This is a genomic window from Primorskyibacter sp. S87 (assembly GCF_049801055.1).
Lineage (GTDB): Bacteria > Pseudomonadota > Alphaproteobacteria > Rhodobacterales > Rhodobacteraceae > JBNAGF01.
The window spans coordinates 166,171-188,707 of record NZ_JBNAGF010000001.1; the positions used below are offsets into that span (position 1 = coordinate 166,171).

25 protein-coding genes are annotated in these 22,537 nt (G+C 59.3%); 11 read left to right on the forward strand and 14 right to left on the reverse strand.

Annotated features, from left to right (window positions below):
• The first annotated feature begins 89 nt into the window (after nucleotides 1-89).
• Nucleotides 90-254, forward strand: coding sequence for a YdcH family protein (locus ACP15U_RS00885; protein ID WP_425043231.1), 165 nt, complete (start codon nucleotides 90-92; stop codon nucleotides 252-254).
• Here ACP15U_RS00885 and ACP15U_RS00890 read toward each other — a convergent pair.
• From ACP15U_RS00890 to ACP15U_RS00930, 9 genes are all read right to left on the reverse strand, one after another.
• The gene (locus ACP15U_RS00890) at nucleotides 251-1,114 is read right to left on the reverse strand and encodes a DMT family transporter (protein ID WP_425043232.1); all 864 of its coding nucleotides are present in this window, start codon (nucleotides 1,112-1,114) and stop codon (nucleotides 251-253) included. The genes ACP15U_RS00885 and ACP15U_RS00890 overlap by 4 nt on opposite strands.
• A complete protein-coding gene (locus ACP15U_RS00895) occupies nucleotides 1,111-2,058 on the reverse strand; it encodes a transcriptional regulator GcvA (protein WP_425043233.1) in 948 nt (315 codons plus the stop codon). Before ACP15U_RS00895 ends, ACP15U_RS00890 begins: the two co-directional genes overlap by 4 nt.
• 311 nt (nucleotides 2,059-2,369) lie before the next feature.
• A complete protein-coding gene (gene phbB, locus ACP15U_RS00900; RefSeq protein WP_425043234.1) occupies nucleotides 2,370-3,092 on the reverse strand; it encodes an acetoacetyl-CoA reductase in 723 nt (240 codons plus the stop codon).
• Between the two features lie 191 nt (nucleotides 3,093-3,283).
• Nucleotides 3,284-4,459 carry an acetyl-CoA C-acetyltransferase gene (locus ACP15U_RS00905; RefSeq protein WP_425043235.1) on the reverse strand — a complete coding sequence of 392 codons (1,176 nt, stop codon included), beginning with the start codon at nucleotides 4,457-4,459 and terminating at the stop codon, nucleotides 3,284-3,286.
• A 154-nt stretch (nucleotides 4,460-4,613) separates the two neighbouring features.
• Nucleotides 4,614-5,462 (reverse strand): EAL domain-containing protein, encoded by an 849-nt coding sequence (locus ACP15U_RS00910; RefSeq protein WP_425043236.1) that lies wholly within the window; start codon nucleotides 5,460-5,462, stop codon nucleotides 4,614-4,616.
• A 118-nt stretch (nucleotides 5,463-5,580) separates the two neighbouring features.
• Entirely contained in the window at nucleotides 5,581-6,510 is a 930-nt protein-coding gene (locus ACP15U_RS00915) for a sterol desaturase family protein (protein ID WP_425043720.1), read from the reverse strand.
• The gene (locus ACP15U_RS00920; RefSeq protein ID WP_425043237.1) at nucleotides 6,507-6,893 is read right to left on the reverse strand and encodes a hypothetical protein; all 387 of its coding nucleotides are present in this window, start codon (nucleotides 6,891-6,893) and stop codon (nucleotides 6,507-6,509) included. Before ACP15U_RS00920 ends, ACP15U_RS00915 begins: the two co-directional genes overlap by 4 nt.
• 74 nt (nucleotides 6,894-6,967) lie before the next feature.
• Nucleotides 6,968-7,333 carry a hypothetical protein gene (locus tag ACP15U_RS00925; protein ID WP_425043238.1) on the reverse strand — a complete coding sequence of 122 codons (366 nt, stop codon included), beginning with the start codon at nucleotides 7,331-7,333 and terminating at the stop codon, nucleotides 6,968-6,970.
• 109 nt (nucleotides 7,334-7,442) lie between these two features.
• Nucleotides 7,443-8,000 (reverse strand): TlpA disulfide reductase family protein, encoded by a 558-nt coding sequence (locus ACP15U_RS00930; protein ID WP_425043239.1) that lies wholly within the window; start codon nucleotides 7,998-8,000, stop codon nucleotides 7,443-7,445.
• 23 nt (nucleotides 8,001-8,023) lie between these two features.
• Here ACP15U_RS00930 and argH point away from each other — a divergent pair, with 23 nt between their 5' ends.
• The 5 genes from argH to ACP15U_RS00955 all read left to right on the forward strand — a co-directional run bounded on the left by argH (nucleotide 8,024) and on the right by ACP15U_RS00955 (nucleotide 13,992).
• Nucleotides 8,024-9,415, forward strand: a complete 1,392-nt coding sequence (gene argH, locus ACP15U_RS00935; RefSeq protein ID WP_425043240.1) for an argininosuccinate lyase — start codon at nucleotides 8,024-8,026, stop codon at nucleotides 9,413-9,415.
• Nucleotides 9,412-9,594, forward strand: a complete 183-nt coding sequence (locus ACP15U_RS00940; protein ID WP_425043241.1) for a hypothetical protein — start codon at nucleotides 9,412-9,414, stop codon at nucleotides 9,592-9,594. Before argH ends, ACP15U_RS00940 begins: the two co-directional genes overlap by 4 nt.
• Nucleotides 9,595-9,706: 112 nt before the next feature.
• Nucleotides 9,707-10,024 carry a DUF2834 domain-containing protein gene (locus ACP15U_RS00945; RefSeq protein WP_425043242.1) on the forward strand — a complete coding sequence of 106 codons (318 nt, stop codon included), beginning with the start codon at nucleotides 9,707-9,709 and terminating at the stop codon, nucleotides 10,022-10,024.
• Nucleotides 10,025-10,070: 46 nt separating this feature from the next.
• A complete protein-coding gene (lysA, locus tag ACP15U_RS00950; protein ID WP_425043243.1) occupies nucleotides 10,071-11,336 on the forward strand; it encodes a diaminopimelate decarboxylase in 1,266 nt (421 codons plus the stop codon).
• Between the two features lie 34 nt (nucleotides 11,337-11,370).
• Nucleotides 11,371-13,992 carry a TIGR02302 family protein gene (locus tag ACP15U_RS00955; RefSeq protein WP_425043244.1) on the forward strand — a complete coding sequence of 874 codons (2,622 nt, stop codon included), beginning with the start codon at nucleotides 11,371-11,373 and terminating at the stop codon, nucleotides 13,990-13,992.
• Nucleotides 13,993-14,010: 18 nt separating this feature from the next.
• Here ACP15U_RS00955 and ACP15U_RS00960 read toward each other — a convergent pair whose 3' ends face one another.
• Nucleotides 14,011-14,832, reverse strand: a complete 822-nt coding sequence (locus ACP15U_RS00960; protein ID WP_425043245.1) for a zinc-ribbon domain-containing protein — start codon at nucleotides 14,830-14,832, stop codon at nucleotides 14,011-14,013.
• A gap of 184 nt (nucleotides 14,833-15,016) precedes the next feature.
• Between ACP15U_RS00960 and ACP15U_RS00965 the strand changes: the two genes are divergently transcribed.
• Genes ACP15U_RS00965 through ACP15U_RS00980 form a run of 4 tightly spaced genes read left to right on the forward strand, consistent with a single transcriptional unit; the run spans nucleotide 15,017 to nucleotide 17,920 of the window.
• Nucleotides 15,017-15,694, forward strand: coding sequence for a cell division ATP-binding protein FtsE (locus ACP15U_RS00965; protein WP_425043246.1), 678 nt, complete (start codon nucleotides 15,017-15,019; stop codon nucleotides 15,692-15,694).
• Nucleotides 15,691-16,590 carry a cell division protein FtsX gene (locus ACP15U_RS00970; protein ID WP_425043247.1) on the forward strand — a complete coding sequence of 300 codons (900 nt, stop codon included), beginning with the start codon at nucleotides 15,691-15,693 and terminating at the stop codon, nucleotides 16,588-16,590. Before ACP15U_RS00965 ends, ACP15U_RS00970 begins: the two co-directional genes overlap by 4 nt.
• Entirely contained in the window at nucleotides 16,590-17,318 is a 729-nt protein-coding gene (locus tag ACP15U_RS00975) for a lysophospholipid acyltransferase family protein (protein WP_425043248.1), read from the forward strand. The genes ACP15U_RS00970 and ACP15U_RS00975 overlap by 1 nt, the downstream gene beginning before the upstream one ends.
• The gene (locus tag ACP15U_RS00980; RefSeq protein WP_425043249.1) at nucleotides 17,315-17,920 is read left to right on the forward strand and encodes a pyridoxamine 5'-phosphate oxidase family protein; all 606 of its coding nucleotides are present in this window, start codon (nucleotides 17,315-17,317) and stop codon (nucleotides 17,918-17,920) included. Before ACP15U_RS00975 ends, ACP15U_RS00980 begins: the two co-directional genes overlap by 4 nt.
• A gap of 21 nt (nucleotides 17,921-17,941) precedes the next feature.
• Here the strand turns inward: ACP15U_RS00980 and ACP15U_RS00985 are convergent, their stop codons facing one another.
• On the reverse strand, nucleotides 17,942-18,535 hold the full coding sequence (locus ACP15U_RS00985; RefSeq protein ID WP_425043250.1) for an NAD(P)H-dependent oxidoreductase: 594 nt from the start codon (nucleotides 18,533-18,535) through the stop codon (nucleotides 17,942-17,944).
• A gap of 100 nt (nucleotides 18,536-18,635) precedes the next feature.
• On the opposite strand from ACP15U_RS00985, the gene ACP15U_RS00990 reads away from it, so the two are divergent.
• Nucleotides 18,636-19,214 carry a TetR/AcrR family transcriptional regulator gene (locus ACP15U_RS00990; protein ID WP_425043251.1) on the forward strand — a complete coding sequence of 193 codons (579 nt, stop codon included), beginning with the start codon at nucleotides 18,636-18,638 and terminating at the stop codon, nucleotides 19,212-19,214.
• Nucleotides 19,215-19,239: 25 nt separating this feature from the next.
• On the opposite strand, the gene lpdA is transcribed toward ACP15U_RS00990, so the two are convergent.
• From lpdA to odhB, 3 genes are all read right to left on the reverse strand, one after another.
• On the reverse strand, nucleotides 19,240-20,628 hold the full coding sequence (gene lpdA / locus ACP15U_RS00995; RefSeq protein ID WP_425043252.1) for a dihydrolipoyl dehydrogenase: 1,389 nt from the start codon (nucleotides 20,626-20,628) through the stop codon (nucleotides 19,240-19,242).
• Nucleotides 20,629-20,740: 112 nt separating this feature from the next.
• Nucleotides 20,741-21,010 carry a hypothetical protein gene (locus tag ACP15U_RS01000; protein WP_425043253.1) on the reverse strand — a complete coding sequence of 90 codons (270 nt, stop codon included), beginning with the start codon at nucleotides 21,008-21,010 and terminating at the stop codon, nucleotides 20,741-20,743.
• A gap of 2 nt (nucleotides 21,011-21,012) precedes the next feature.
• Entirely contained in the window at nucleotides 21,013-22,533 is a 1,521-nt protein-coding gene (gene odhB / locus ACP15U_RS01005; RefSeq protein ID WP_425043254.1) for a 2-oxoglutarate dehydrogenase complex dihydrolipoyllysine-residue succinyltransferase, read from the reverse strand.
• Nucleotides 22,534-22,537: the final 4 nt, after the last annotated feature.

The following is a 22,537-nucleotide window of genomic DNA, read 5'->3' on the forward strand; positions in this document are numbered from 1 at the left end:
ATTCCTGACAGAAATTGTGTGATGAAGGCGTGACAGCGCATTTTACTTATGGTCAACTCGTTGAGCATCTAATTCACAGGAGGATCGCCATGAGCCTGAGCTCGCACCTGACGGAACTGAAGAAGAAGCACCATACTCTCAGTATCGAGGTAGAAGAAGCGCAACGGTCTCCTGGTATCGACGACCTACATATCGCCCAGCTCAAGAAACAGAAGTTGAAGCTGAAAGAAGAGATCGAGCGACTCTCGAGTTAGGATGAAAGACTGGCGCGCGCCGCCAATACCGCGCCGCCGGTAATCAACGCAGCCGCGATCGCCAGACCCCACGAAGGGGCGGCGATCCCGGCACCCACAAGGATCAGTGTGGACAGCAGCGGGGCCGCGTAAGAACTGGTCCCAAGCATCTGGATGTCCCCCTGCTTGACCCCGATATCCCATACATAAAAGGCCAGGCCGACCGGTCCGAGGCCCAGTCCAATCGTCGACGCCCAGCCCAATGCCCCCTGCGGCCAGACAGTATCCTCGACCGCAAGATGCAGGATCCATGAGGCAACGGCCGTCGCGACGCAGAACACGGCGACCGAGGCAGTTGGCGCGTCCCCTACCTTCCGCGATAGAACCGAATATCCCGACCAGGTCAGCGCGCAGAGAAGGGCCAGACCGTAGCCGGGCAGATACTGGGTCTGAAAACCACCGCCGCCGCCTGCGATGATCAGCGCCGCACCTGAAAACCCCAGAAAGGCGCCGATCAAATGACCCGGACGCAGTTGTTCGCCTGGCAGGAGGCCCGAGAACAGGACGATCAAAAGCGGCCAGAGATAGGCGATCAGCCCGGCTTCGGCCGCTGGGGCAAGGCGAAGCGCAGAGAAGTAAAGCGCGTGGTAGCCGAACAGCCCAACCGTACCAAAGGCGTAAACGCGCCACGAGACGTTACGCAGCTGCCTGAGACCGCCACTGGCGGCCGTCCAGATCAGCCCCAAGGTGCCGCCGATCGAAAAGCAGATCGCATTCAAGAGCAGGGGAGGCGTCGGCTCAGAGCCAACGGTGAGCAGAGCGAGAAGAGACCAAAGCAGCACAGCCACAAAGCCGACCATCGTTGCGCGGGATCGGGTCATGCAGGCGGGATATCCTCTACTGGAACAATGGTGAACTCGTCCGAGATATGCGCGGTCTTTTCGATTTCGGCAAGAAACCATTCGCGGAAAGCCGCGATCTGCGGGCGATTTTCTGCGCCCTGAAGGCAAAGAAATCGAAAACGGGCCTTAGTCTCGATCGCGGTCTTAAAGGGCGCCACAAGCCGCCCCTCGGCCATATCCTTGATAAACATGGGGCGCCGGGCCAGGGCAACACCGACACCGGCAACGGCAGCATCAACCGCGTGATCGGCGTTTGAAAACCGAGGGCCGTGGGTTGGTGCAAAGCTGATGCCTACCGCGCGAAACCATGCTGGCCAATCGCAGGCGGGTCGCAGGAAGTCGATCGAATCGTCGTGAATCAGCGGGGCTTTCTTCAGGCTTTCCGGGGTTGGGAACTTGCGGGCAAGTTCGGGGGTCATGACCGGGGTCAGCCACTCCTTGCGCACCGGGACCGAAAAAAGCCCGTCGTCTTGCCCGTAGCCAAAACGGATGGCTACATCCACGTCGTCCCGCTCAAGGTCCACGATGCGCAGAGTGGCCGAAAACCTCAGGTCGATTTCAGGATGAACGCGTGCAAAGTCATAGAGCCGCGGGGCCAGCCACTTTGCGGTCAGGGCAGGGCCGGCGGTGACAGTCAGCGTACGGGTGTCCTGCAATCGCCGCGTGGTCGCCCATGCGGAATGCAATATGGCGAACCCCTCTGCCGCTCCCGGTGCCAGAATCCGTCCGGCTTCGGTCAGGTCTACCGCGCGATTGAGTCGGCGAAACAACGGTTGCCCGAGGTGCTCTTCGAGAGATTTGATCTGAAACGAAAGCGCTGCAGGCGTGACGTGGAGTTCTTCGGCGGCCTTGGCAAAAGACATATGCCGGGCAGCTGCATCAAAGGCGCGCAATGCGGTCAGGGGAGGAAGTCGTTGTTTCATGCCACGTTAGTAAATCTTAACTGAATACATGAAAAGACTCGTTTGTGACCTGTTATCTTTGGCTACATATTCACCGCAACTCAACAAAGCTGATCCGAAGGAGGCTGAAATGGTTGCGATATCTGGTAGTGCTCGTGTCAAAAACGCCATCTGTGACGCGCGAAAAGCGCGCGGTGAGGCGGTTCAAAATGTCTGGAACTGGTTGTTCGGACAAAAAACTTCCCGCTGAGCACGGCGCGCGTGTTCTTACGGGATGCAATCGGGGCCGGTCCTTAAGGACCGGCCCCGATCATTTGCAGCTTGCTGTTCGGTCAGGCGAAGAACTGAGCGCCGTTGGCCGAGATAGTTGAGCCATTGATGAACTGAGCGTCATCCGAAGCAAGGAAAGCGACGCAGCGGGCGATCTCTTCGGGTTCACCCAGGCGACCAGCAGGGATCTGACCAATGATCGCTTCGCGCACCTTCTCCGGGACGGCCATCACCATTTCGGTGGCGATGTAGCCGGGGCAGATTGCGTTTGCTGTGATCCCTTTGGCAGCACCTTCCTGCGCAAGGGATTTCACGATGCCGAGGTCACCGGCCTTGGTAGCGGCATAGTTGACCTGACCGAACTGGCCTTTCTGGCCGTTGATCGAACTGATCACGATGATGCGGCCAAAGCCACGCTCGCGCATGCCGGGCCAGATGGGGTGTACCGTGTTGAACACGCCGGTCAGATTGGTGTCGATCACCTGCTGCCACTGTTCCGGTGTCATCCGGTGGAAGGGGGCGTCACGCGTGATGCCGGCATTGGCGACGACCACGTCAACAGGCCCGACTTCGGCTTCGACCTTGGCGATGCCTGCGGCCGAATCTTCGTAGTCTCCAACGTTCCACTTGTAAGTCTTGATGCCGGTTTCCGCAGTGAAAGCGGCGGCGGCTTCGTCATTGCCGGCATAGGTTGCGGCGACATTGTAGCCATCTGCCTTGAGTGCCTTGGAGATTGCCGCGCCGATTCCGCGGCTGCCGCCGGTGACGAGTGCTGTTCTTGCCATTTTGTGGGATCCTCCAGATCTGAATTAGCTTGGTAATCCTGTTACCCATTGCGCACTACGTACGCAATAATGTTTCGCGACGGATTCCAGTGTGCAGCTGGTCCCTATTGTCGCATCCCGGGTAAAGTCTTGTTTCCTGAATTGAAAAAGGGCCCCAGTGGCGCCCTTTGTTATTTCGTATGGAGGCAGGTTCAGTCCCGCTCCAAGCAGAGCGCAACACCCATGCCGCCACCGATGCAAAGGGTTGCAAGACCCTTCTTGGCGTCGCGGCGCTTCATTTCGAACAGAAGGGTGTTGAGAACCCGGCAGCCCGATGCACCGATGGGGTGACCGATGGCAATGGCACCGCCGTTCACGTTGACGATCGACGGATCCCAACCCATGTCCTTGTTCACGGCGCAGGCCTGCGCGGCAAAGGCTTCGTTGGCTTCGACCAGATCCAGATCGTCGACGCTCCAGCCTGCCTTTTCCAAGGCTTTACGCGAGGCGTAAATCGGGCCAACGCCCATGATCTGGGGGTCAAGACCGGCGGTTGCATAGGATGCGATCCGCGCGAGTGGCTCGATGCCGCGTTTCTCGGCATTCTCTGCCGACATCAGAAGGGTCGCGGCCGCGCCGTCGTTCAGGCCCGAAGCGTTTGCCGCAGTGACCGAACCGTCCTTGGTGAAGGCCGGGCGCAGTTTCTGCATGGCGTCCATGGTCGCGCCGTGGCGGATGTACTCATCCTTGTCCATCACGATGTCGCCCTTGCGGGTCTTGATGGTGAAGGGGGTGATTTCGTCGGCAAACTTGCCGGCTTTCTGGGCGGCTTCGGCCTTGTTCTGCGATGCAACGGCGAATTCGTCCTGCATGTCGCGCGAGATCTGCCATTTCTCGGCAACGTTCTCGGCTGTCTGGCCCATGTGGTAGCCGTTGAAGGCGTCCCACAGACCGTCCCGGATCATGGTGTCGATGTACTTCATGTCACCCATCTTGTGGCCGGCGCGCAGGCAGGCGGCATGGGGCGACAGGGTCATGTTTTCCTGGCCGCCGGCGGCAACGATGTCTGCATCGCCCAGCTGGATGTGCTGTGCACCCAGTGCGACGGCGCGAAGACCCGAACCGCAAACCTGGTTGATGCCCCAAGCGGCGCTTTCCTGCGGCAGGCCGGCGTTGATGTGGGCCTGACGGGCAGGGTTCTGACCCTGAGCGGCGGTCAGGACCTGACCAAGGATGGTCTCAGAAACTTCGCTCTTGTCGATGCCGGCGCGCTCCACCACGGCTTCGAGAACGGCCGCCCCCAGATCGTGGGCCGGAGTGTTGGCGAACGAGCCGCCGAAGCTGCCGACGCCTGTGCGTGCGGCGGATGCAATTACAACATTGGTCATGGTGATTGGGTCCTCTGCCATCATGTCACAACGCAAAACACCGTTGCCGGGTCATTTTTGAGACCCCGATTCCGGCAATTCCCGCTGAAGTGGCCCCCGTCTTATCGTAACGTTGCGTCAGCAACAACGGACAGTGTGTCTCAGGTCGGAATTATCAAGTTGACCGCGACTGCTTTCGCAATTGGGCTGTTTCCGACCATGTTGGGTTGATCGCCGGAGCACCAAACAAGAAGCCCTGCAAGCAGTCCACTCCGATGGAAACAAGGAATTCGGCATCTTCCTGGGTCTCGACGGATTCGGCGATCACGAACATGTCGAATTCTTTGGCCACGGCGACCAGAGCTCGCGCGACAGATTGATTGTCGGGGTTTCGGCTGACTCCCCGGACGAACTGTCCGTCGATCTTTTCGGCGTCAAAAAAGAACTCGCGAAGATGACGAAAGGCCATGTTGCCGGCGCCGAAGTCGTCCAGCGTGAATGCGACACCGGATTTCTGCAACTGGTCCATAATGTCGATCACAAGCTCCGGAACCAGCATGGCTGAGCTCTCGCCGATCTCGAGAATCAGGCGCTCTCCGATACTTGGATCGTTTTTCAGAGATCTTTGAAGCAACTTCGCCCAGCGGCGATATCCGATGGACCGAGCGGACATGTTGATGGCCAGCCGTATCTCGGGATGGCGGGCCAAGGTGCGAAGACCCATCCGCAAGGCGTTGCAATCCAGTTCGCGGCCCAATTCGTCGTTTTCGACAGCGGGCATGAAATCGCGTGCCGGAATGACCCGTCCTGTTGCGTCAAGAACCCGGATGAACCCTTCGTGAAAGGCTGCCCCATGCGGCGGCCGGGCCTGCATGACAGGTTGATAGGCCAGTCTGCACTGATTTTGGCGGATTGCCTGATCCACCATTTCCAGAACTTCCCGGTCGCGTCCGGCAACCGCCGCGTTGAGCGGGCTTTCCCGGCCTGCAGGAATTTCGGGTTTGTTCCTATGACGCTGCTTCATGAACGGTCTCTCATCAGCCAAAGGCCCATTTGTGACCGCAAGAATTCGCCAAAAACCCTGAACTGCCGGTTAAAGCTAAAATGCAGAACCAATTTGAACCGTTTGGCCGGAAAACCGGTCAGCCGAAGCCGGGCGTCCCACGCTTCTGCGGGTTATGCGCCAGATGCTTGGCCTTGATCTCGTCCGAAGTGTCCCGGCTTCCGTCATGGCTATAGCCGGGCGGTCCGAACGCATAGCCCAGCCGTTCGCGGACTGTGATCCCGGAATGCGTGATATCTTTCCAGATGGCGACCCATTCATGGAACGCGACCCGAAGCGGGTTAAACGTGCCCAGATTGTTCACAAGGCCATAGTCCACCCGTTCGCTTTCCTGTTCGGGAACGAACGTTCCAAACAGCTTGTCCCAGATGATGAAAACACCGGCATAGTTGCAGTCGAGATAGCGGGCGTTCCTGCCGTGATGAACCCTATGATGACTGGGTGTATTCATGATGGCTTCGAACCACTTCGGCATTTTGCCGATGGCTTCGGTGTGAATCCAAAACTGATAGATCAGGTTCAACCCACCGCAGAACAGCACCATCGCGGGGTGAAACCCCAACAGGATCAGCGGCGCACGCACCACCATCATAAAGGTAAATGTATAGGTCCACGTCTGTCGCAGCGCCGTGGTCAGGTTGTAGTGCTGGGAACTGTGATGGTTCACATGGCTGGCCCAGACCCACCGGACACGGTGCCCGAACCTGTGAACCCAGTAATACCGGAGATCGTCAAGCACGAAACACAACGCCACAACCGCGACCGAGCTGCCCAGATCCAGCGGGGTCAGTTGCCAGAGCCACATGAAAAAGCCCCAGGCGATGAACCCCAACAACAGCCCCGAAGCGACGTTGCCCGCTCCCATGATGAGCGAGGTCAACGCGTCGCGGGTTTCATAACGTCCGCCGCGCCCCTTGATCGCGATCCAGAGAAATTCGGCGAGTATGGCCGCGATGAAAACGGGCACAGCCCATTGCACCACGTCGGGATAGGTCAAAGTGTCTGTCATCCGTTCTCGATCAGTGATTGCCATGTGTCCCGCTCTTCTTCGCTCAGGTTGAGAGCGACATGCGGGGCCGAAAAGTCGTGAAACATCACGCGCAGGCCGTCAGGATATTCTACCATATCATAGTCGATCAGCCGCCGAGCCACTGTGTCCGCGCCAAGCGCCCAGAGCAGCCCTGGCCCCTCTTCGGCGCGGATGAGCGCGGCATGACCGTCGCGACTGACGGTCACGTCGATTATGTTGTCATCCGGAAAGTGCCGGTGCCATTCGCCGCGTGCGTCTTCGGGCATCAGAATCCGCCGCCGCGACTTGCCGGTCAGATGCAGCAATCCGGTGATCGCGGCAATTCCGCCAATCACGAGCGCCAGCAACACGTATAGCGGCATAGGTCCTCCTCCAAAGCCACGTCAGTGCAATGGAGAGAGTTCTGCCTGTCAAGGCGGCCGTGGCGTTAAGCCGGTTACTTGATGGTGAGAACGGCGCTTTCGCCCTTTCCCTTCTTGCGGGTGTAGCGCACCTGATTTCCGTCCACCTCGATTTTCTGACAATCGGTGCCTAGTTCCTCACCGCCAACGGCAACATTCCGGCACAGATACTTGCCACTCCATTTCCACGCACCGGCGAAGCTTTTGCCGCTTTTCAGCTTGCCGCTCATCGAACCGTCGGCATTCCAGCGGAACCAATTGCCGTGTTTGTCATAGGCTTTCTTACCAACAAGTGTCGCTCGAAGGGCGTCTTCGGATTTCACTTGCTTGAAGTCGGCCAGCGCGGCGGTTGCAAGAAAGGCCGAAGCCAGAATTGCGGGTAATGCGAGTTTGGCAAACATTGAAAATCTCCAACAGCAATCTAAAAGAAAAGGGATCCGGCAAAATCAACACCGCCCCTGTGCTGGAGTTTACCACTGTTTTGCAGCGTCACAAAATAGTGGTGCAGATCTAGTCTCGCAAGAGTTCCGAAATTATGGCCTTGGCGCTGTCCGAATTCCATTCGGCATCGCCCAGCATTCGGGCGATCTCTTTGCCTTCGGGGTTCAGCAATACTGTGACCGGAAGCCCAAGAACCGCCATGTCCCGTGACAGCGCCATGCTTTGGTCCTGATGACGTGGCAGGTTCGATACGCCGATTTCGTCAAAGAATTTTTTGATCCCCTTGGGATTGTTGCGCCCGGTCGCGAGGGTCAGAACCTCAAACCGGTCGCCGCCGAACATGTCCTGCAATTCGGACAGCTGCGGCATTTCTTTGCGACAGGGCGCACACCATGTCGCCCAGAAATTCAACAACACGTATTTGCCTTGGTAGTCTGCCAAAGTCGCCTCGCCGCCCCCGTCCTCTATCTGGAAGGCGTTCGGGGATGTCTCTTTGGGATCAGGGAAAAAGACCAGCTTTTTCATAGATCCTTCGCGCAGCGCTTCGAGTGCCGGAATGTCCGGTTCTGCCGCATTTGCACCTGCTGCGAGGGCGGTATAGACGAGGGCAAGCAAAAGTTTCTTCATTTCCCCCTCCGAAGGGTTCCCAAATGACCGACAAAACCTCGAACCAGATGTGGGGCGGCCGCTTTGCCGCCGGACCGGACGCAATCATGGAGGCGATCAACGCCTCGATCGGGTACGATCAGCGGATGGCCGCACAGGACATTTCCGGTTCGCGGGCCCACGCGGCAATGCTTGCTGCCACGGGCGTGATCAGCGATAGCGATGCCGAAGCCATTCGGGAAGGGCTTCTCACTGTTTTGTCAGAGATTGAGGGCGGAAAGTTTTCGTTTTCGACCGCGCTCGAGGACATTCACATGAATGTTGAGGCTCGCCTCAAGGAGATCATTGGCGAACCTGCCGGACGCCTGCATACAGGGCGGTCCCGAAATGATCAGGTCGCAACCGACTTCAAGCTGTGGGTGCGGGATCAACTGGACGCTGCAGATGCCGGGTTGATTGCCCTGATCCGGGCGTTGCTTGCGCAGGCCGAAGCCGGGGCGGACTGGGTGATGCCCGGGTTCACGCATCTGCAAACAGCGCAGCCGGTGACTTGGGGGCATCACATGATGGCCTATGTCGAGATGTTCGGCCGCGATCTGTCGCGCGTGCGCGATGCGCGGGCAAGGATGAACGAATCTCCTTTGGGCGCAGCTGCGCTCGCAGGTACGTCGTTCCCGATCGATCGGGAGATGACGGCTTCGGCACTGGGGTTTGATCGCCCTGCCGCCAACTCTCTGGATGCCGTGTCCGACCGTGATTTCGCGCTGGAGTTTCTGTCCACGGCTTCTATCTGCGCCGTTCATCTCAGCCGCTTTGCCGAAGAGCTGGTCATCTGGTCCTCGGCACAGTTCCGCTTCGTGACGCTCAGTGATCGGTTTTCTACCGGATCCTCGATCATGCCGCAGAAGAAGAACCCTGATGCGGCCGAGCTGATCCGGGCCAAGGTCGGGCGGATCTTTGGTGCCAACACCGCGTTGATGATGGTGATGAAGGGCCTGCCTCTGGCCTATTCCAAGGACATGCAGGAGGACAAGGAGCAGGTGTTCGACGCCGCCGACAACCTCATGCTGGCACTGGCGGCGATGGAGGGCATGGTGCGCGACATGAGCGCCAATCGCGAGTCGCTGGCCGCTGCTGCCGGGTCGGGGTTCTCGACGGCCACCGATCTTGCCGACTGGCTGGTTCGGGTGCTGGGCTTGCCTTTCCGCGATGCACATCACGTCACCGGAGCCTTGGTCGCACGCGCTGAAAACAAAGGATGCGATCTGCCGGATCTGTCCTTGGCAGATATGCAGTCGGCCCATTCGGCGATTACCGAAGACGTCTATTCTGTTCTTGGCGTGGAAAACTCGGTAAACTCGCGTCAGTCTTACGGGGGGACCGCGCCGACTCAGGTGCGCGCCCAGATTGAACGTTGGAAAGCGAGCCTGCCATGACCCTGATCCGCGCTGCCCTGATTTTGGCTTTTTCAGCCGTTTTGTCGGGCTGCGGGGCGGATGGAGAACCAGTGCAGCCCTCTCTGAACGCGCATGTCGGCCTTTCCTCTGGTGGGGCCTATGTGAGCGGCGGGATCGGGCTGCATCAGGGGCCGGTGAGCCTCTACATGGGGTTCTGAGACACGCGGCTGTGCTGCCCGAACCGGATCAAGAGGCAGCACACGCTGAATCACTGGCCAAACAACGCAGCGCCCTTATCATCCCGGGAAACAGGTGCGGAGTGAGAGCAGCATGTCTCCTTTGAGAATGGTTTACCTCGGGCTGGCGATATGGGGTGCCGTGCACCCCATGACTTACTTCGCAACATGGATTGCGGAACACGGACCGGATCTGCCTACAATGGTGGCTGCCTGGAAGATCAACGCAGCCACAACAGGGCTTTATTGGGATCTGGTGATTTCAGCCGTGGCCCTCACGATTTGGATCGTTGCAGAGGTTGCCGTTCGGCGGAACTGGTTGTCGCTAGTCGCAATCCCGGCCACCTTCCTGATCGGGGTCAGCTGCGGGTTGCCGTTATACCTGTTCCTGCGGACGCGCCCGGTTCGATAAGCAAAACGCATTGATCCTGACGGGGTTTTCTGGCTAATCCCCGCTCATGGACCATTTTCTCTACCGTGACGGCCACCTGCATGCCGAAAACGTCCCTGTTGCCGAGATCGCTGCGGCCGTAGGCACTCCGTTCTATGTCTATTCAACCGCAACCCTATTGCGCCATTTCACCCTGTTTGACGAGGCGCTGACCGATGTTGACCATCTGGTGTGTTACGCGATGAAGGCAGCATCGAACCAGGCGATCCTGCGGACATTGGCGCAGGCCGGTGCCGGAATGGATGTCGTCAGCCAGGGAGAATACCTGCGCGCCAAGGCAGCGGGTGTTCCGGGAGAGCGGATCGTGTTCTCCGGCGTCGGCAAAACCGAAGAGGAAATACGCACGGCTCTGTCCGGCGGGATCCGCCAGTTCAACGTGGAATCTGAGCCTGAGATGGAAGTCATCAACCGTGTTGCGCTCGAGCTGGGAAAGGTTGCACCGATTACAGTGCGTGTGAACCCGGACGTGGATGCCAAGACACATGCCAAGATTGCGACCGGCAAATCCGAAAACAAGTTTGGCATCCCGATTGCACGTGCCAGTGCGGTCTATGCCCACGCAGCCAGCCTGCCCGGGTTGGACGTGATCGGCATCGACGTCCATATCGGCTCTCAGCTGACAGAACTGGAACCGTTCCGGCTGGCCTATGAAAAGGTCGCAGAGCTGACCGAGCAACTGCGCGGCGAAGGCCATGACATCCGCAGGTTGGACCTCGGTGGCGGGTTGGGCATCCCCTATACCCGTTCTAACGAGGCACCTCCTTTGCCGGTCGAATATGGCCAGTTGATCAAGGACACGCTGGGGCATCTGGGTTGCGAAATCGAAATCGAGCCGGGCCGTCTGATCGCGGGGAATGCCGGGTTGATGGTCAGCAAGGTGATATACGTAAAATCCGGAGAGGGGCGTAATTTCCTGATCCTCGATGGTGCGATGAACGATCTGATCCGTCCGGCCATGTACGAGGCGCATCATGATATTGTGCCCATCGTAGAGCCGGCCCCCGCTCTCGAGGCACGCCCCTATGACATCGTTGGCCCGGTTTGCGAAACCGGTGATACCTTTGCCCAGCAGCGTGACATGCCGCCGGTCGCGTCAGGCGATCTGATCGCGTTCCGCAGCGCCGGTGCCTATGGCGCGGTGATGGCGAGCGAATACAACACCCGCCCACTGATCCCCGAAGTTTTGGTGCATGGGGATCAATTCGCGGTTATTCGCGCACGCCCAAGCTTTGACGAGATCATAAATCGCGATACCATTCCCGAGTGGCTCTGACGCATTCCGCGTCAGCCTCTTGAGGAGATCACGGGTGACGTCCCAGCCCCAGCGACCAAAAGTGGTGCCGTTTTTGACCTTGACCCTGACCCGGGCGGGCCTGCTGGCTGAGCGAACGCTGCGTGCATTCTGGCCGCTCCTGTCGATCCTGATGGCTGTTTTGGCTGCCCTGATGCTGGGGTTGCAGGATCTTGTCGCAGTCGAAGCAGTTTGGGTTGCCGGCGCCATTGCGACTGCAGTCGCGTTATGGGCGGCGGTTTACGGCATCCGCCGGTTTCGATGGCCCGGTCGCGCCGAAGCTCTGGACAGGTTGGACGAAACCCTTCCGGGTCGACCAATTCAGGCTGTTCTGGATGCTCAGGTCATCGGCGAGACCGATGCTGCGTCACGCGCCTTGTGGCGGGCGCATCAGAAGCGGATGGCGGAACGTGCAGCAGATGCCCGTGCTGTTCCTCCAAATCTGCGTCTGGCCCGAAGTGATCCGTTCGGACTGCGTTACATGGCCACGCTGGCGTTGCTGGTTGCGCTGCTATTCGGATCCGTGTGGCGGGTAAGCTCGGTGGCCGACATGGCTCCAGGGGCAGCTGCTGCCGCGACAGGCCCATCATGGGAAGGCTGGATCGAGCCGCCCCGTTACACCGGGTTGCCGACACTCTACCTGAACGATCAAAAGGCCAAGTCGCTATCGTTGCCACAGGGCAGTCGCCTGACATTGCGGCTGTTTGGCGAGGTTGGGTCGCTCAGCGTGACCGAAACCGTGTCGAACCGGGATACCGGTGATCCTGCCGCGCCTGAACAGAGTTTCGACATCGCCCGAAGCGGCCAGCTGCGAATCGACGGTTCTGGCGGGCGTGAATGGGTGGTCGAACTGCTTCCGGACAACCCGCCCGGCATCAGCGTTGCCGGACCCGCCGAGGCCGAAATCACAGGCCAGATGGCCTTGCCGTTCATCGCCTCGGACGACTATGGCGTTACAGGCGGCAACGCTGTCATCCGGCTTGATTTGGCCGCATTGAATCGCCGTCACGGCTTGCGAGCGGATCCCGATCCGCGCGATCCGGTCGAGCTCGACCTGCCGCTCCCCATCGCAGGTGATAGGCGTGAGTTCGAAGAAAAGCTGATTGAGGATCTTTCGCAGCACCCGTGGGCCCATTTGCCTGTAACCGTCACCCTAACGGCCGAAGACGCAGCCGGGAATCAGGGTATGACAACGCCTTTCGGGACGCTTCTTCCAGCGCGCAGGTTCTTTGATCCCATGGCTGGTGCGATCGTTGAAATGCGTCGCGATCTGCTCTGGGCGCGTAGCAATGCGCCACGGGTGGCACAGGTTTTGCGGGCAGTCTCGCATCGGCCCGAGAGCGCGTTCCGTTCGGAAACTGCCTACTTGCGCCTGCGGGTGATTTTGCGCCGGTTGGAGACATTCACAAGATACGGACTGAAACCCGAGCAGCAGGATGAAATCGCAGAGGCGCTCTGGGATTTGGCCATTCTGCTGGAAGAAGGCGATATCGGTGATGCGCTGGAGCGAATGCGGCAGGCACAGGAGCGGTTGTCGGAGGCAATGAAAAACGGAGCGTCTGATCAGGAGATCGCCGAACTGATGCAGGAGCTGCGCGAGGCCACAGAAGATTACCTGCGACAGTTGCAGCGTCAGGCGCAGTCGGATCCGAGCCAACAGGGGCAGAATGGTGAGATCCCCGAGAACTCGACGGTTCTGTCGCAGGATGACCTGCAGCAGATGATGGATCGAATTCAGGAACTGATGGAACAAGGTCGCATGGCCGAGGCCGAGCAGGCGCTTCAGGAATTCCAGCAGATGATGGAAAACATGCGTATGACACAGGCGCAGCGCGGTCAGGGCGGTCAGACCGAAGGCGATCGCGCCATGGAAGGGCTGGCCGAAACACTGCGTGACCAGCAGGGTTTGAGCGATCAGGCGTTCCGTGATCTGCAGGAACAGTTCAACCCGGGCGCCCAGTCTGGCGAAAGCGAAGGTAACGAAGGCCGTAGCGGTGGTCTCGGGCGTGGACAAAGCCATGAAGGCGGGCAGGGGAGTGGCCGGTCCCAAGGCGGTGAAGGCGAGCAAGAGGGCGAACAAGGTGGTGGGCAAAGCGCCGAAGGTCGCGGTCAGCAACAGGGTCCAGGCGGAGATGAACAAGGGCAGGCCGGATCGCTTGCCGACCGACAACAGGCTCTGCGAAACGAGCTCCGGCGGCAGCAGGGCAACCTTCCCGGTGCCGGTACCCCGGAGGGCGATGCCGCCCGAGAATCGCTTGGTCGTGCCGGCCGGTCAATGGAGCAGGCCGAAGAGGCATTGCGAAACAACGATCTTGCCGAGGCGATCGACAACCAGTCTGATGCCATGGAAGCCTTGCGCGAAGGCATGCGCGAACTTGGCGAAGCTATGGCACAACAGCAAGGGCAGCAGGACGGTCAGGGCAACATGCAGGGTGCCAATCGGGATCCGCTGGGACGCGAACCGCTGAACGGAGATCGCAGCAGCGGCGGTTTTGCCGATCAGGGACGGCTTCCGTCAGATCTGGACGAATATGGCCGGGCATTCGAGTTGCTGGACGAGCTTCGCCGCCGCTCGGGCGAGACCGGGCGTTCGCTTCTTGAGCTGGATTATCTGAAGCGATTGATGGAGCGCTTCTGAACCGCAGTCAGTGCTGACCTATTGTTGCAGGCTTTCGAACTGGACGGCCAGCCAGACCCGCCCCTGATCGACAAGGGCGACATAGGCCGACAACATCGGATCCGCCTGCGGCACGCTTTCGGCAATCCTTGGCGCGTTGCTGTAAATCAGGAACAATATGGCCCCGAGGATCAGCATGATTGCGATCCCGCGACTGAAACCGCTGCGTTTGCGTTTGGGTGCGGCCTCGGCCGTGACTTGTGCGGCAGGTGTGACTGTCGCCACGGATCCTGTCCGCTCTCCACCCGATCTCAGGGTCGAATTGATCTCTTCGATATCCGGGAGCAAATCACGCCGCCCGCCGGTTTCGCCCATCGGATCAGGCCGTTGCGGGTTCTCACCACGGATACGCGCCATCCGGTCCTGTGCTTCGCGCGCGCGTCGCTCACCTTCTTCCGAACGGCTTTCCTCCAGTCCGAGGTCCGGCTGACTTTCCAGCGAACTGCCCTCTTCCGCACGCAGTCGGGATTCGCGTTCCGCTTCTTCGCGCAGTATGTCCGACACCGAACTGTCGAGATCGCGCTGGGGCGGAGCCGCTGGAGGCTCGTCCTGCTCTTCGTCAAAGTCCGCAGCCAGCTCTGCATCAAGCTGATCCTCGAAGTCGGAATCGTATTCCTCTTCGAACTCGGTCGGTTCTGCGTCAGCCGGTTCGGCCTGATTGAGAGCCAGTTCGGGGTGGTCAGGATGAGCGTGGTACCAGGTGTCGCCGCAATTTGAGCACTGGACATCCCGTCCTTCCGGCGGGATCACCTCGTCGGGAACCTCGTATTGGGCACCGCAATTTGGGCATGTCAGTCTCATACTGCCTCTCCTGGTTTTACCATCTGCAAGACGGTTTTTCGGTGCAGGATAGGACGTTAACCAGCTTCGGAAAAGAGAGATTTCCAATTCTGCATGTAAGGTGTCACCATTCAGACTCGGTTCGTGGCATTGAAACCTCCGTGCGGCTGAGGCACAAGGCGTCAACAACCGTCAGGGGGCAGACGTGATCGAGCTGGAAAATGTGGGCTACAGCTATGGCGGCGGAGAGCTGTTGAGCGATGTCAGTATCACCTTGTCACCGGGATCCTTTCATTTTCTGACCGGGCCATCGGGGTCTGGCAAGACGACGCTGCTCAAGCTCTGCTATGGTGCCTTGCTGGCCACGCATGGTCAGGTCCGTGCGTTCGATTCTGACATGCGCAAGCTCGACCGGGACCAGATGGCACTGCTGCGTCGCCGGATCGGTGTGGTGCATCAGGATTGCCGGTTTCTCGATCATTTGCCGGTGGCCGACAATATTGCGCTGCCTTTGCTGGTTTCTGGCAGAGATATGGCAGACGAAACCGAAAACCTGACCGAGTTGATGAAATGGGTCGGATTGTCGAACCGCGCTGATGCAACACCGCCCGAGCTGTCGGGCGGCGAGCGTCAGCGCGCGGCACTGGCCCGAGCCGTGATCATGTCGCCGGATGTCGTTCTGGCCGATGAACCCACCGGCAATGTGGACTGGGAAATGTCACAACGGCTGATGGCCTTGCTGGTTGAACTGAACCGCATGGGCAAGACGGTTTTGATCGCGACCCATGACATGGGCCTGATCCGCACAACCAAGAGCCAGATTCAGGCCCGTGTCCTGCGAATCTCGAACCGGCAACTGCAACTCGCGGGGGCGGACCTATGAGCAAGGGAACGATCCGAAGCTATCTGTTGGGTGACGCGCAGGCTGGGCGGGTTGTCCCCCCCAGCGGTTTCACAGCGCATCTTACGCTGTTTGTTTCGGGCGCGATGGCGTTTCTGGTGGTGTTTGCCATGGCACTGTCGCTGGCTTCCGGTCGCCTAGCCGACCGCTGGTCCGAGGAACTGGCCCGAAGCGCAACCTTGCGGATCAACGCCCCTGCCGACCAGCGGGCGGCGCAAACCGAGGCAGCGCTGCGCATCTTGCGCCAGACGCCGGGCGTGGCCAGTGCCCGCGCACTTTCTGCCGAAGAGCAGGCGGCATTGCTCACCCCGTGGTTCGGCGCGGGACTGCCGCTGGATACTCTTCCCATGCCGCAGCTGATCGAAGTAACCGAAGGAACACCGGGTTACGACCAAACAGGTCTGCGTCTGCGGCTTGGGGCCGAAGTGCCCGGTGCCGTTCTGGACGACCATACACGTTGGCGCAAGCCGCTGGTGCAGGCTGCCAACAGCCTTCGCAGGCTTGGCTGGGTTTCAATCCTGCTGATCGGAGGCGCCACGGCTGCGATGATTACACTGGCTGCGAATGCTGCGCTTGCCGCGAACTCACAGGTTATCGAGGTGTTGCGGCTTGTCGGTGCCCGTGACCGTTACATTGCCAGTGCCTTTGTGCGCCGATTTACCTTGCGGGCGCTGATCGGAACCTCTGTTGGGGTTCTGCTTGGACTGGTCGGCGTGCTGTTGCTGCCCGAGGCTTCGGACGAGGGCGGTTTCCTGACCGGCCTCGGGTTTCAAGGTTTGGGCTGGCTGTTGCCATTGGTGGTGCCCCCATTGGGAGCTATGGTGGCCTTTGCGGCAACTCTCGCAGCCGCGCGCCGCAGACTGAAGGAACTTCGCTGATGCGGGACCTGATACAATTACTGCGTTCTGTCCTGTTTATTGGCCAGATGTATTTGATGATGCCCTTGGTTGGGCTGGTCTTTGCGCCTTGGGCGCTGTTCAGCAAGCACGGCGCGCGCATGTGTTGCAAGACCTACTCGCGTTGGGTTTTCTGGACCGCAAAATGGATGGTGGGTATCCGTTGCGAAGTGCGAGGAACACCGCCTACGGGTGAAGCGCTCATTGCGGCCAAGCATCAGTCGTTTCTTGATATCATGATGATCTTCACGGCTCTGCCGACCGCCAAGTTCGTCATGAAGAAGGAAATTCTGCGAATGCCGGTTATCGGGCAGTACGCGAAGCTGCTGGATTGCGTGGCCGTTGACCGGGGCAAACGCGGCGCCGCCATCGAAAAGATGGTGCAGGAGGTGCACGAAGGCCGGCAGGAGGCTGGACAACTGATCATCTATTCGCAGGGAACGCGTGTCGCTCCGGGCATCAAGGCGGAATACAAAGTAGGGACCGGGGTGCTCTACGAGCAATTGAGCCAGACATGCGTGCCAGTAGCGACCAATGTTGGTGTGCTTTGGCCCAGACGCGGGTTCATGCGCCGGCCCGGCACTGCCGTGGTTGAGTTTCTCGACCCGATCGAACCCGGGTTGTCCCGTTTGGAGTTCATGGAACAACTGGAAAAGGTTGTCGAAGAACGGTCCGACGCGTTGATGCGCGAAGCTGGATTTGACGCGTGACATGGCTGGATACAGTCGAAGAGCTTGAGGGGCTCTATGGTACGCCCGGCGCTCCGTCGCTGCGCAAGGTTGCCCGCAAAATGACACCTCTCTATCGCAAGTGGATCATGGCATCGCGATTGGCCGTTCTTGGCACCGTGGGCCCCGAAGGAACCGATGTGAGTCCTCGCGGTGATGACGGGCCGGTTGTTCTGGAACTTGATCCCGGCAGACTGGCGATGCCGGATTGGCGCGGAAACAACCGGTTGGATTCCTTGCGCAACATTGTCAGAGACCCACGCGTTTCGCTTATGTTTCTGGTTCCGGGCAGCAATAACGTGGTGCGGCTCAACGGGACGGCCGGAGTGACGACCGACAAATCCCTTCGGGCGCGGTTCGAAAAGCGGGGAAAGGTGCCGGCGACGGTCATCGTCATCGAAATCACTGAAATCTACACACAATGCGCCCGGGCATTTATGAGGGCAAAGACCTGGTCGGGACAGGACGAAAGCGAGACCTTGCCCACTGTCGGTCAGATCCTTGCAGAAGCATCTGAGGGAGAAGAAGGCGGCGCGAACTATGATGCCGAATGGGCAGAGCGCGCCGCCCGCACCATGTGGTAGGTGCGCTAGCGAACGGGACGTTCACACCGCTGCTGCTCCGATCCGTTCGACCGTTGCGAGCCAGCGATCCACATGACCGGGTTTCGGTTGGCTGGCGCCGGAGAAATAGGTGAAGCGTGTCGGCTTGAAACCGACAAAGCCAAGGATCTGATCGCGCAGTTGGCGGATCATCGCCTGCTTGTAAAACAGGCGCATGAACCATCCCGGCGTATCCGAAGTCATAATGACCCGGGCGGTTCGGCCCGTCAGCAAAGGAGCCGGTAGGCCCAACTTTGTTGTCGTTCTAGTGTCAAAGGTCCGACCGGGCAGGAACGCCCTGTCGATCAGGCCCTTGAGTCTCGCTGGCAGGCCGCCCCACCACATCGGTGTGGTCAGAACGAGGTGATCGCTCCACTCGATATCCTGCAGCACGTTTTCCAAGGCAGGCTCCAGAGGTTTGTAATCCGTGTAATTGCCCTGTCCAAAATCGTCGTCGAACTCCAGATCGCTCAGGTGCACGATACGAACGTCGTGACCATTCTTTCGGGCTGCGTCGCCATAGGTTTCCGCAAATGTGCGGGACAGGCTGTCATGGCCGGGATGACCATCAAGTATGAAGATCTTTCGGGGTCGCATGAGAATCTCCTAATATTGACCATGGTCAATTAAATGGCTCAAAAATTGACCGCGGTCAATAAAAATTTGACCATGGTCAGATTTCGTGCAACATGAGCCTATGCAAAAGACGATCCAGAAACGCACTCTGAAAACCCGTGCCCGCCTGCTGTCCGAGTCTCATATCCTTGTCCGGAAACACGGATACGAGGCGCTGAGGGTAGAGGAAGTTGTCAGGGCGGCTGGAGTGGCGAAGGGCACATTTTTTGCGCATTTCAAGGACAAAGACGCCCTGATGGAGATTCTGATCGGTGAGGAATTTGGCCGCAAATTCGACGAGGCCGCAGCTGCTCCGTCACCCGGTTCAGTTCCGGAACTGGTTGCCGCACTAGACGGCATACACAGCTTCATGACCTCGGAGCGGTATGTTTTTGACCTGATCCTGCGGTACTCTGGGGCAACTGCAATCGCGGAAATCGGACCGATTGCACATTGCTTCGTTCGCTATGTTGAGATCGTTGCAGCCTGGCTTGAAACGGCGAACCTGCGCAGGGATGTGTCTGCCGAATTGCTGGCCGAAGGAGTTATGGCCTTTGCTATACAGGCCATGTCCTTGCAGTTTTGCGCATTGCACGGGGAAACAAATTTTGCCGAGCGGTTGGAAACCTATCTGACCGCATGGCTACGCCCGGCGGTATGAAGGCCGCCGGGCGCATCGGAAATCTTCAGGCGTGAATAGGCCCGTCGCCACATGCCAGCGCGGCCTCGCGCACGGCCTCGGAGTAGGTTGGGTGCGCGTGGCAGGTCAGCGCCAGGTCCTCAGCCGCAGCGCCAAACTCCATGGCAACGCAGATTTCGTGAATCAGTTCGCCGGCTGCCGGGCCGATGATATGCGCCCCGAGAATCCGATCAGTGTCCTTGTCGGCAAGGATCTTGACGAAACCTTCCCCCTGGAAATTGGCCTTGGCCCGGCCATTTCCCATGAATGAAAACTTGCCAACCTTGTAGGGCCGGCCGGCCTCTTTCAGGGTCTGCTCTGTTTCACCAACATTGGCCACTTCGGGTGTCGTATAGATCACACCGGGAATGACGCCGTAGTTGACGTGACCATGCTTGCCGGCAACCTGTTCGGCGGCGGCCATTCCTTCGTCTTCTGCTTTGTGAGCAAGCATCGGACCTTCGATAACGTCACCGATAGCATAGATGCCGGCAATGTTGGTCTGCCAGTCAGAACCCACCTTGATCTGACCGCGCTGCGTCATTTCGATGCCAAGTTTTTCGAGTCCCAGGCCGTCGACGAACGGGCGGCGGCCAGTGGCGACCAGAACGGTATCTGCCTCGATGACATGTTCGGTGTCATCCTTGCGTAGCTTGTAAGTCACCTTAGCCTTGGTCTTTGTGGCTTCGGTCTTCTGAACGGCGGCTCCCATTACAAAGCTCATGCCCTGCTTCTTCAAAATGCGCTGGAAGGTCTTCTGCACTTCTGCATCCATTCCCGGAGTGATTGCGTCGAGAAACTCGATCACCGTGACCTCAGCGCCCAGACGGGAGTAGACAGAGCCCAGTTCCAGCCCAATCACACCGGCCCCGATCACGACCATTTTTTTGGGGATCTTGCCCAGTTCCAGAGCGCCCGTTGACGTCACGACGACTTTTTCGTCCACGTCCACACCTGGCAACGAGGAAGGCTCGGAACCCGAGGCGATAATGATGTTCTTTGCCTCGTGGACTTCATCACCGACCTGCACCTTGCCCGCAGCCGGGATCGACCCCCAGCCTTTCAGCCAGTCGATCTTGTTCTTCTTGAACAGGAACTCTATGCCCTTGGTGTTCTGGCCGATCACGTCGTCCTTATAGGCCAGCATCTGCTTCCAGTCGACCGACGGAGACTTGCCCTTGAGACCCATCTTGGCGAAATTGTGCTGCGCTTCGTGCAGGCTGTGCGACGCATGCAGCAGCGCCTTGGAGGGAATGCAGCCCACGTTCAGGCAGGTCCCGCCCAGAGTTTCACGGCCTTCGACCACGGCGGTTTTCAGACCCAGTTGGGCGCAGCGGATAGCGCAGACATAGCCGCCGGGCCCGGCGCCGATTACGATGACGTCATAATTTGCCATTGTTTTCTCCTGTGGCGCACCGGATTACCCACGAGGGCAAGATGCGCTTGGTGGCCGAAGGTGGCCGAAAGAATGTGTCGCGGCCCCGCAGAAAGAGCCACGCGGACTAGGTTCAGGCCGGGGTCAGTAGTTTCACTGAAACGTTGATGACACCATCGCGTTCCATGTGAACTGCGAGTTCCTCGGATTCAAAAAAGGCGCGCGCCTTGTCCGGATCGAGGATCTCGAACAGGGCAACCGCGTGGTTGTCCTGATCGGGGTCCCGCCAGACATGCAAAGTGCGGATACCCACGGCTTTTCGATTCAGTTTGTCCTGTTTGAAAACACCGAACCAAGCGTCGAAATCGGCCACATCGGCCTGCCAGATTGCATGAGTTGCCATGATTACAGATCCATCAACAGGCGGCGCGGATCTTCCAGCGCCTCTTTTACACGAACAAGGAAGGTCACAGCGCCTTTGCCGTCAACGATCCGGTGGTCATAGCTAAGCGCCAGATACATCATCGGACGGATCTTGATCTCTCCGTTGATGACCATCGGGCGATCCTGAATCTTGTGCATGCCAAGAATACCGGACTGCGGGGGATTCAGGATCGGCGAGGACATCAGCGAGCCGTAGACACCGCCATTCGAGATAGTGAAGGTCCCGCCCTGCATTTCAGCCATGCTCAGCTTGCCGTCGCGCGCGCGCTTGCCTTTCTCGGCAATGGCTTTCTCGATCGCGGCAAAGGACATGCTGTCGGCATCGCGGATGACCGGAACAACCAGACCCTGCGGCGTACCGGCGGCAACGCCCATATGCACGAAGTTCTTATAGACGATGTCGTTGCCGTCGATTTCGGCATTGACCTCAGGAACTTCTTTCAGCGCGTGGCAGCAGGCTTTGGTGAAGAAGGACATGAAGCCGAGGCGCACGCCATGCTTTTTTTCGAACTGGTCCTTGTACTGATTTCGCAGCGCCATCACCTCGGTCATGTCCACCTCATTGAAGGTGGTCAGGATCGCGGCGGTGTTCTGGGCATCCTTCAGGCGCTTGGCGATGGTTTGGCGCAGACGGGTCATTTTCACCCGCTCCTCGCGTGCGGCATCGTCAGCGGCCACCGGTGCCCGGGGGGCCGCAGGTGCAGAAGCTGCAGCCGGGGCGCTGGCAGCAGCGGCTACCGCTCGGGCGACATCCTCTTTCATGATGCGGCCGTCACGGCCAGTCCCGGTGACGGCATCTGCACTGATTCCAGCCTGTGCCATAGCCTTTTCGGCTGACGGCGCGTTGGCTACATCCTTGGCGCCGCCGGTGGCAACGGCGGGTGTCACAGCAGCGGCAGGAGCTGCCGGAGCTGGTGATGCACCGACACCTGCGCCGGATCCGGACAGAACCGCGAGCTTGGCGGTGGCGTCTACGGTTGTTCCTTCGGGGGCCACGATCTCGGCAAGAACACCGGCCGCTGGGGCAGGGACTTCGACCGAGACCTTGTCTGTTTCCAGCTCGCAGAGCATTTCGTCTTGCGCGACCGAGTCGCCGACCTGCTTGAACCATGTTGAAACGGTGGCTTCGGTTACGCTCTCGCCTAGCGTCGGCACCATCACGTCAATGCGGTCGGCGGTGCTGCCGGATGCAGCAGGGGCCTCGGCCGGTTTCGGCGCATCTCCGGCTCCGGCAGACGCAGCTCCGCCCTCCGTGATCATTGCCAGCAGAGCATCAACTCCGACAGTGTCACCTTCGGCGGCAACCACTTCACCCATGACGCCAGCGGCGGGTGAGGGGACCTCAACGGTTACTTTGTCGGTTTCCAGCTCGCACAGCATCTCGTCAACGGCGACAGGATCGCCGGGCTTTTTGAACCAGGTGGCTACCGTGGCTTCGGTAACGGATTCGCCCAGTGTGGGGACTCGAACTTCGATTGCCATCTTC

What these genes read in the sequence shown, in the direction of transcription:
- ACP15U_RS00885 (WP_425043231.1), top strand. Translation starts at nt 90, where the DNA reads ATGAGCCTGAGCTCGCACCTGACGGAACTGAAGAAGAAGCACCATACT.
- ACP15U_RS00890 (WP_425043232.1), bottom strand. Translation starts at nt 1,114, where the DNA reads ATGACCCGATCCCGCGCAACGATGGTCGGCTTTGTGGCTGTGCTGCTT.
- ACP15U_RS00895 (WP_425043233.1), bottom strand. Translation starts at nt 2,058, where the DNA reads ATGAAACAACGACTTCCTCCCCTGACCGCATTGCGCGCCTTTGATGCA.
- phbB (WP_425043234.1), bottom strand. Translation starts at nt 3,092, where the DNA reads ATGGCAAGAACAGCACTCGTCACCGGCGGCAGCCGCGGAATCGGCGCG.
- ACP15U_RS00905 (WP_425043235.1), bottom strand. Translation starts at nt 4,459, where the DNA reads ATGACCAATGTTGTAATTGCATCCGCCGCACGCACAGGCGTCGGCAGC.
- ACP15U_RS00910 (WP_425043236.1), bottom strand. Translation starts at nt 5,462, where the DNA reads ATGAAGCAGCGTCATAGGAACAAACCCGAAATTCCTGCAGGCCGGGAA.
- ACP15U_RS00915 (WP_425043720.1), bottom strand. Translation starts at nt 6,510, where the DNA reads ATGACAGACACTTTGACCTATCCCGACGTGGTGCAATGGGCTGTGCCC.
- ACP15U_RS00920 (WP_425043237.1), bottom strand. Translation starts at nt 6,893, where the DNA reads ATGCCGCTATACGTGTTGCTGGCGCTCGTGATTGGCGGAATTGCCGCG.
- ACP15U_RS00925 (WP_425043238.1), bottom strand. Translation starts at nt 7,333, where the DNA reads ATGTTTGCCAAACTCGCATTACCCGCAATTCTGGCTTCGGCCTTTCTT.
- ACP15U_RS00930 (WP_425043239.1), bottom strand. Translation starts at nt 8,000, where the DNA reads ATGAAGAAACTTTTGCTTGCCCTCGTCTATACCGCCCTCGCAGCAGGT.
- argH (WP_425043240.1), top strand. Translation starts at nt 8,024, where the DNA reads ATGACCGACAAAACCTCGAACCAGATGTGGGGCGGCCGCTTTGCCGCC.
- ACP15U_RS00940 (WP_425043241.1), top strand. Translation starts at nt 9,412, where the DNA reads ATGACCCTGATCCGCGCTGCCCTGATTTTGGCTTTTTCAGCCGTTTTG.
- ACP15U_RS00945 (WP_425043242.1), top strand. Translation starts at nt 9,707, where the DNA reads ATGTCTCCTTTGAGAATGGTTTACCTCGGGCTGGCGATATGGGGTGCC.
- lysA (WP_425043243.1), top strand. Translation starts at nt 10,071, where the DNA reads ATGGACCATTTTCTCTACCGTGACGGCCACCTGCATGCCGAAAACGTC.
- ACP15U_RS00960 (WP_425043245.1), bottom strand. Translation starts at nt 14,832, where the DNA reads ATGAGACTGACATGCCCAAATTGCGGTGCCCAATACGAGGTTCCCGAC.
- ACP15U_RS00970 (WP_425043247.1), top strand. Translation starts at nt 15,691, where the DNA reads ATGAGCAAGGGAACGATCCGAAGCTATCTGTTGGGTGACGCGCAGGCT.
- ACP15U_RS00975 (WP_425043248.1), top strand. Translation starts at nt 16,590, where the DNA reads ATGCGGGACCTGATACAATTACTGCGTTCTGTCCTGTTTATTGGCCAG.
- ACP15U_RS00985 (WP_425043250.1), bottom strand. Translation starts at nt 18,535, where the DNA reads ATGCGACCCCGAAAGATCTTCATACTTGATGGTCATCCCGGCCATGAC.
- ACP15U_RS00990 (WP_425043251.1), top strand. Translation starts at nt 18,636, where the DNA reads ATGCAAAAGACGATCCAGAAACGCACTCTGAAAACCCGTGCCCGCCTG.
- lpdA (WP_425043252.1), bottom strand. Translation starts at nt 20,628, where the DNA reads ATGGCAAATTATGACGTCATCGTAATCGGCGCCGGGCCCGGCGGCTAT.
- ACP15U_RS01000 (WP_425043253.1), bottom strand. Translation starts at nt 21,010, where the DNA reads ATGGCAACTCATGCAATCTGGCAGGCCGATGTGGCCGATTTCGACGCT.
- odhB (WP_425043254.1), bottom strand. Translation starts at nt 22,533, where the DNA reads ATGGCAATCGAAGTTCGAGTCCCCACACTGGGCGAATCCGTTACCGAA.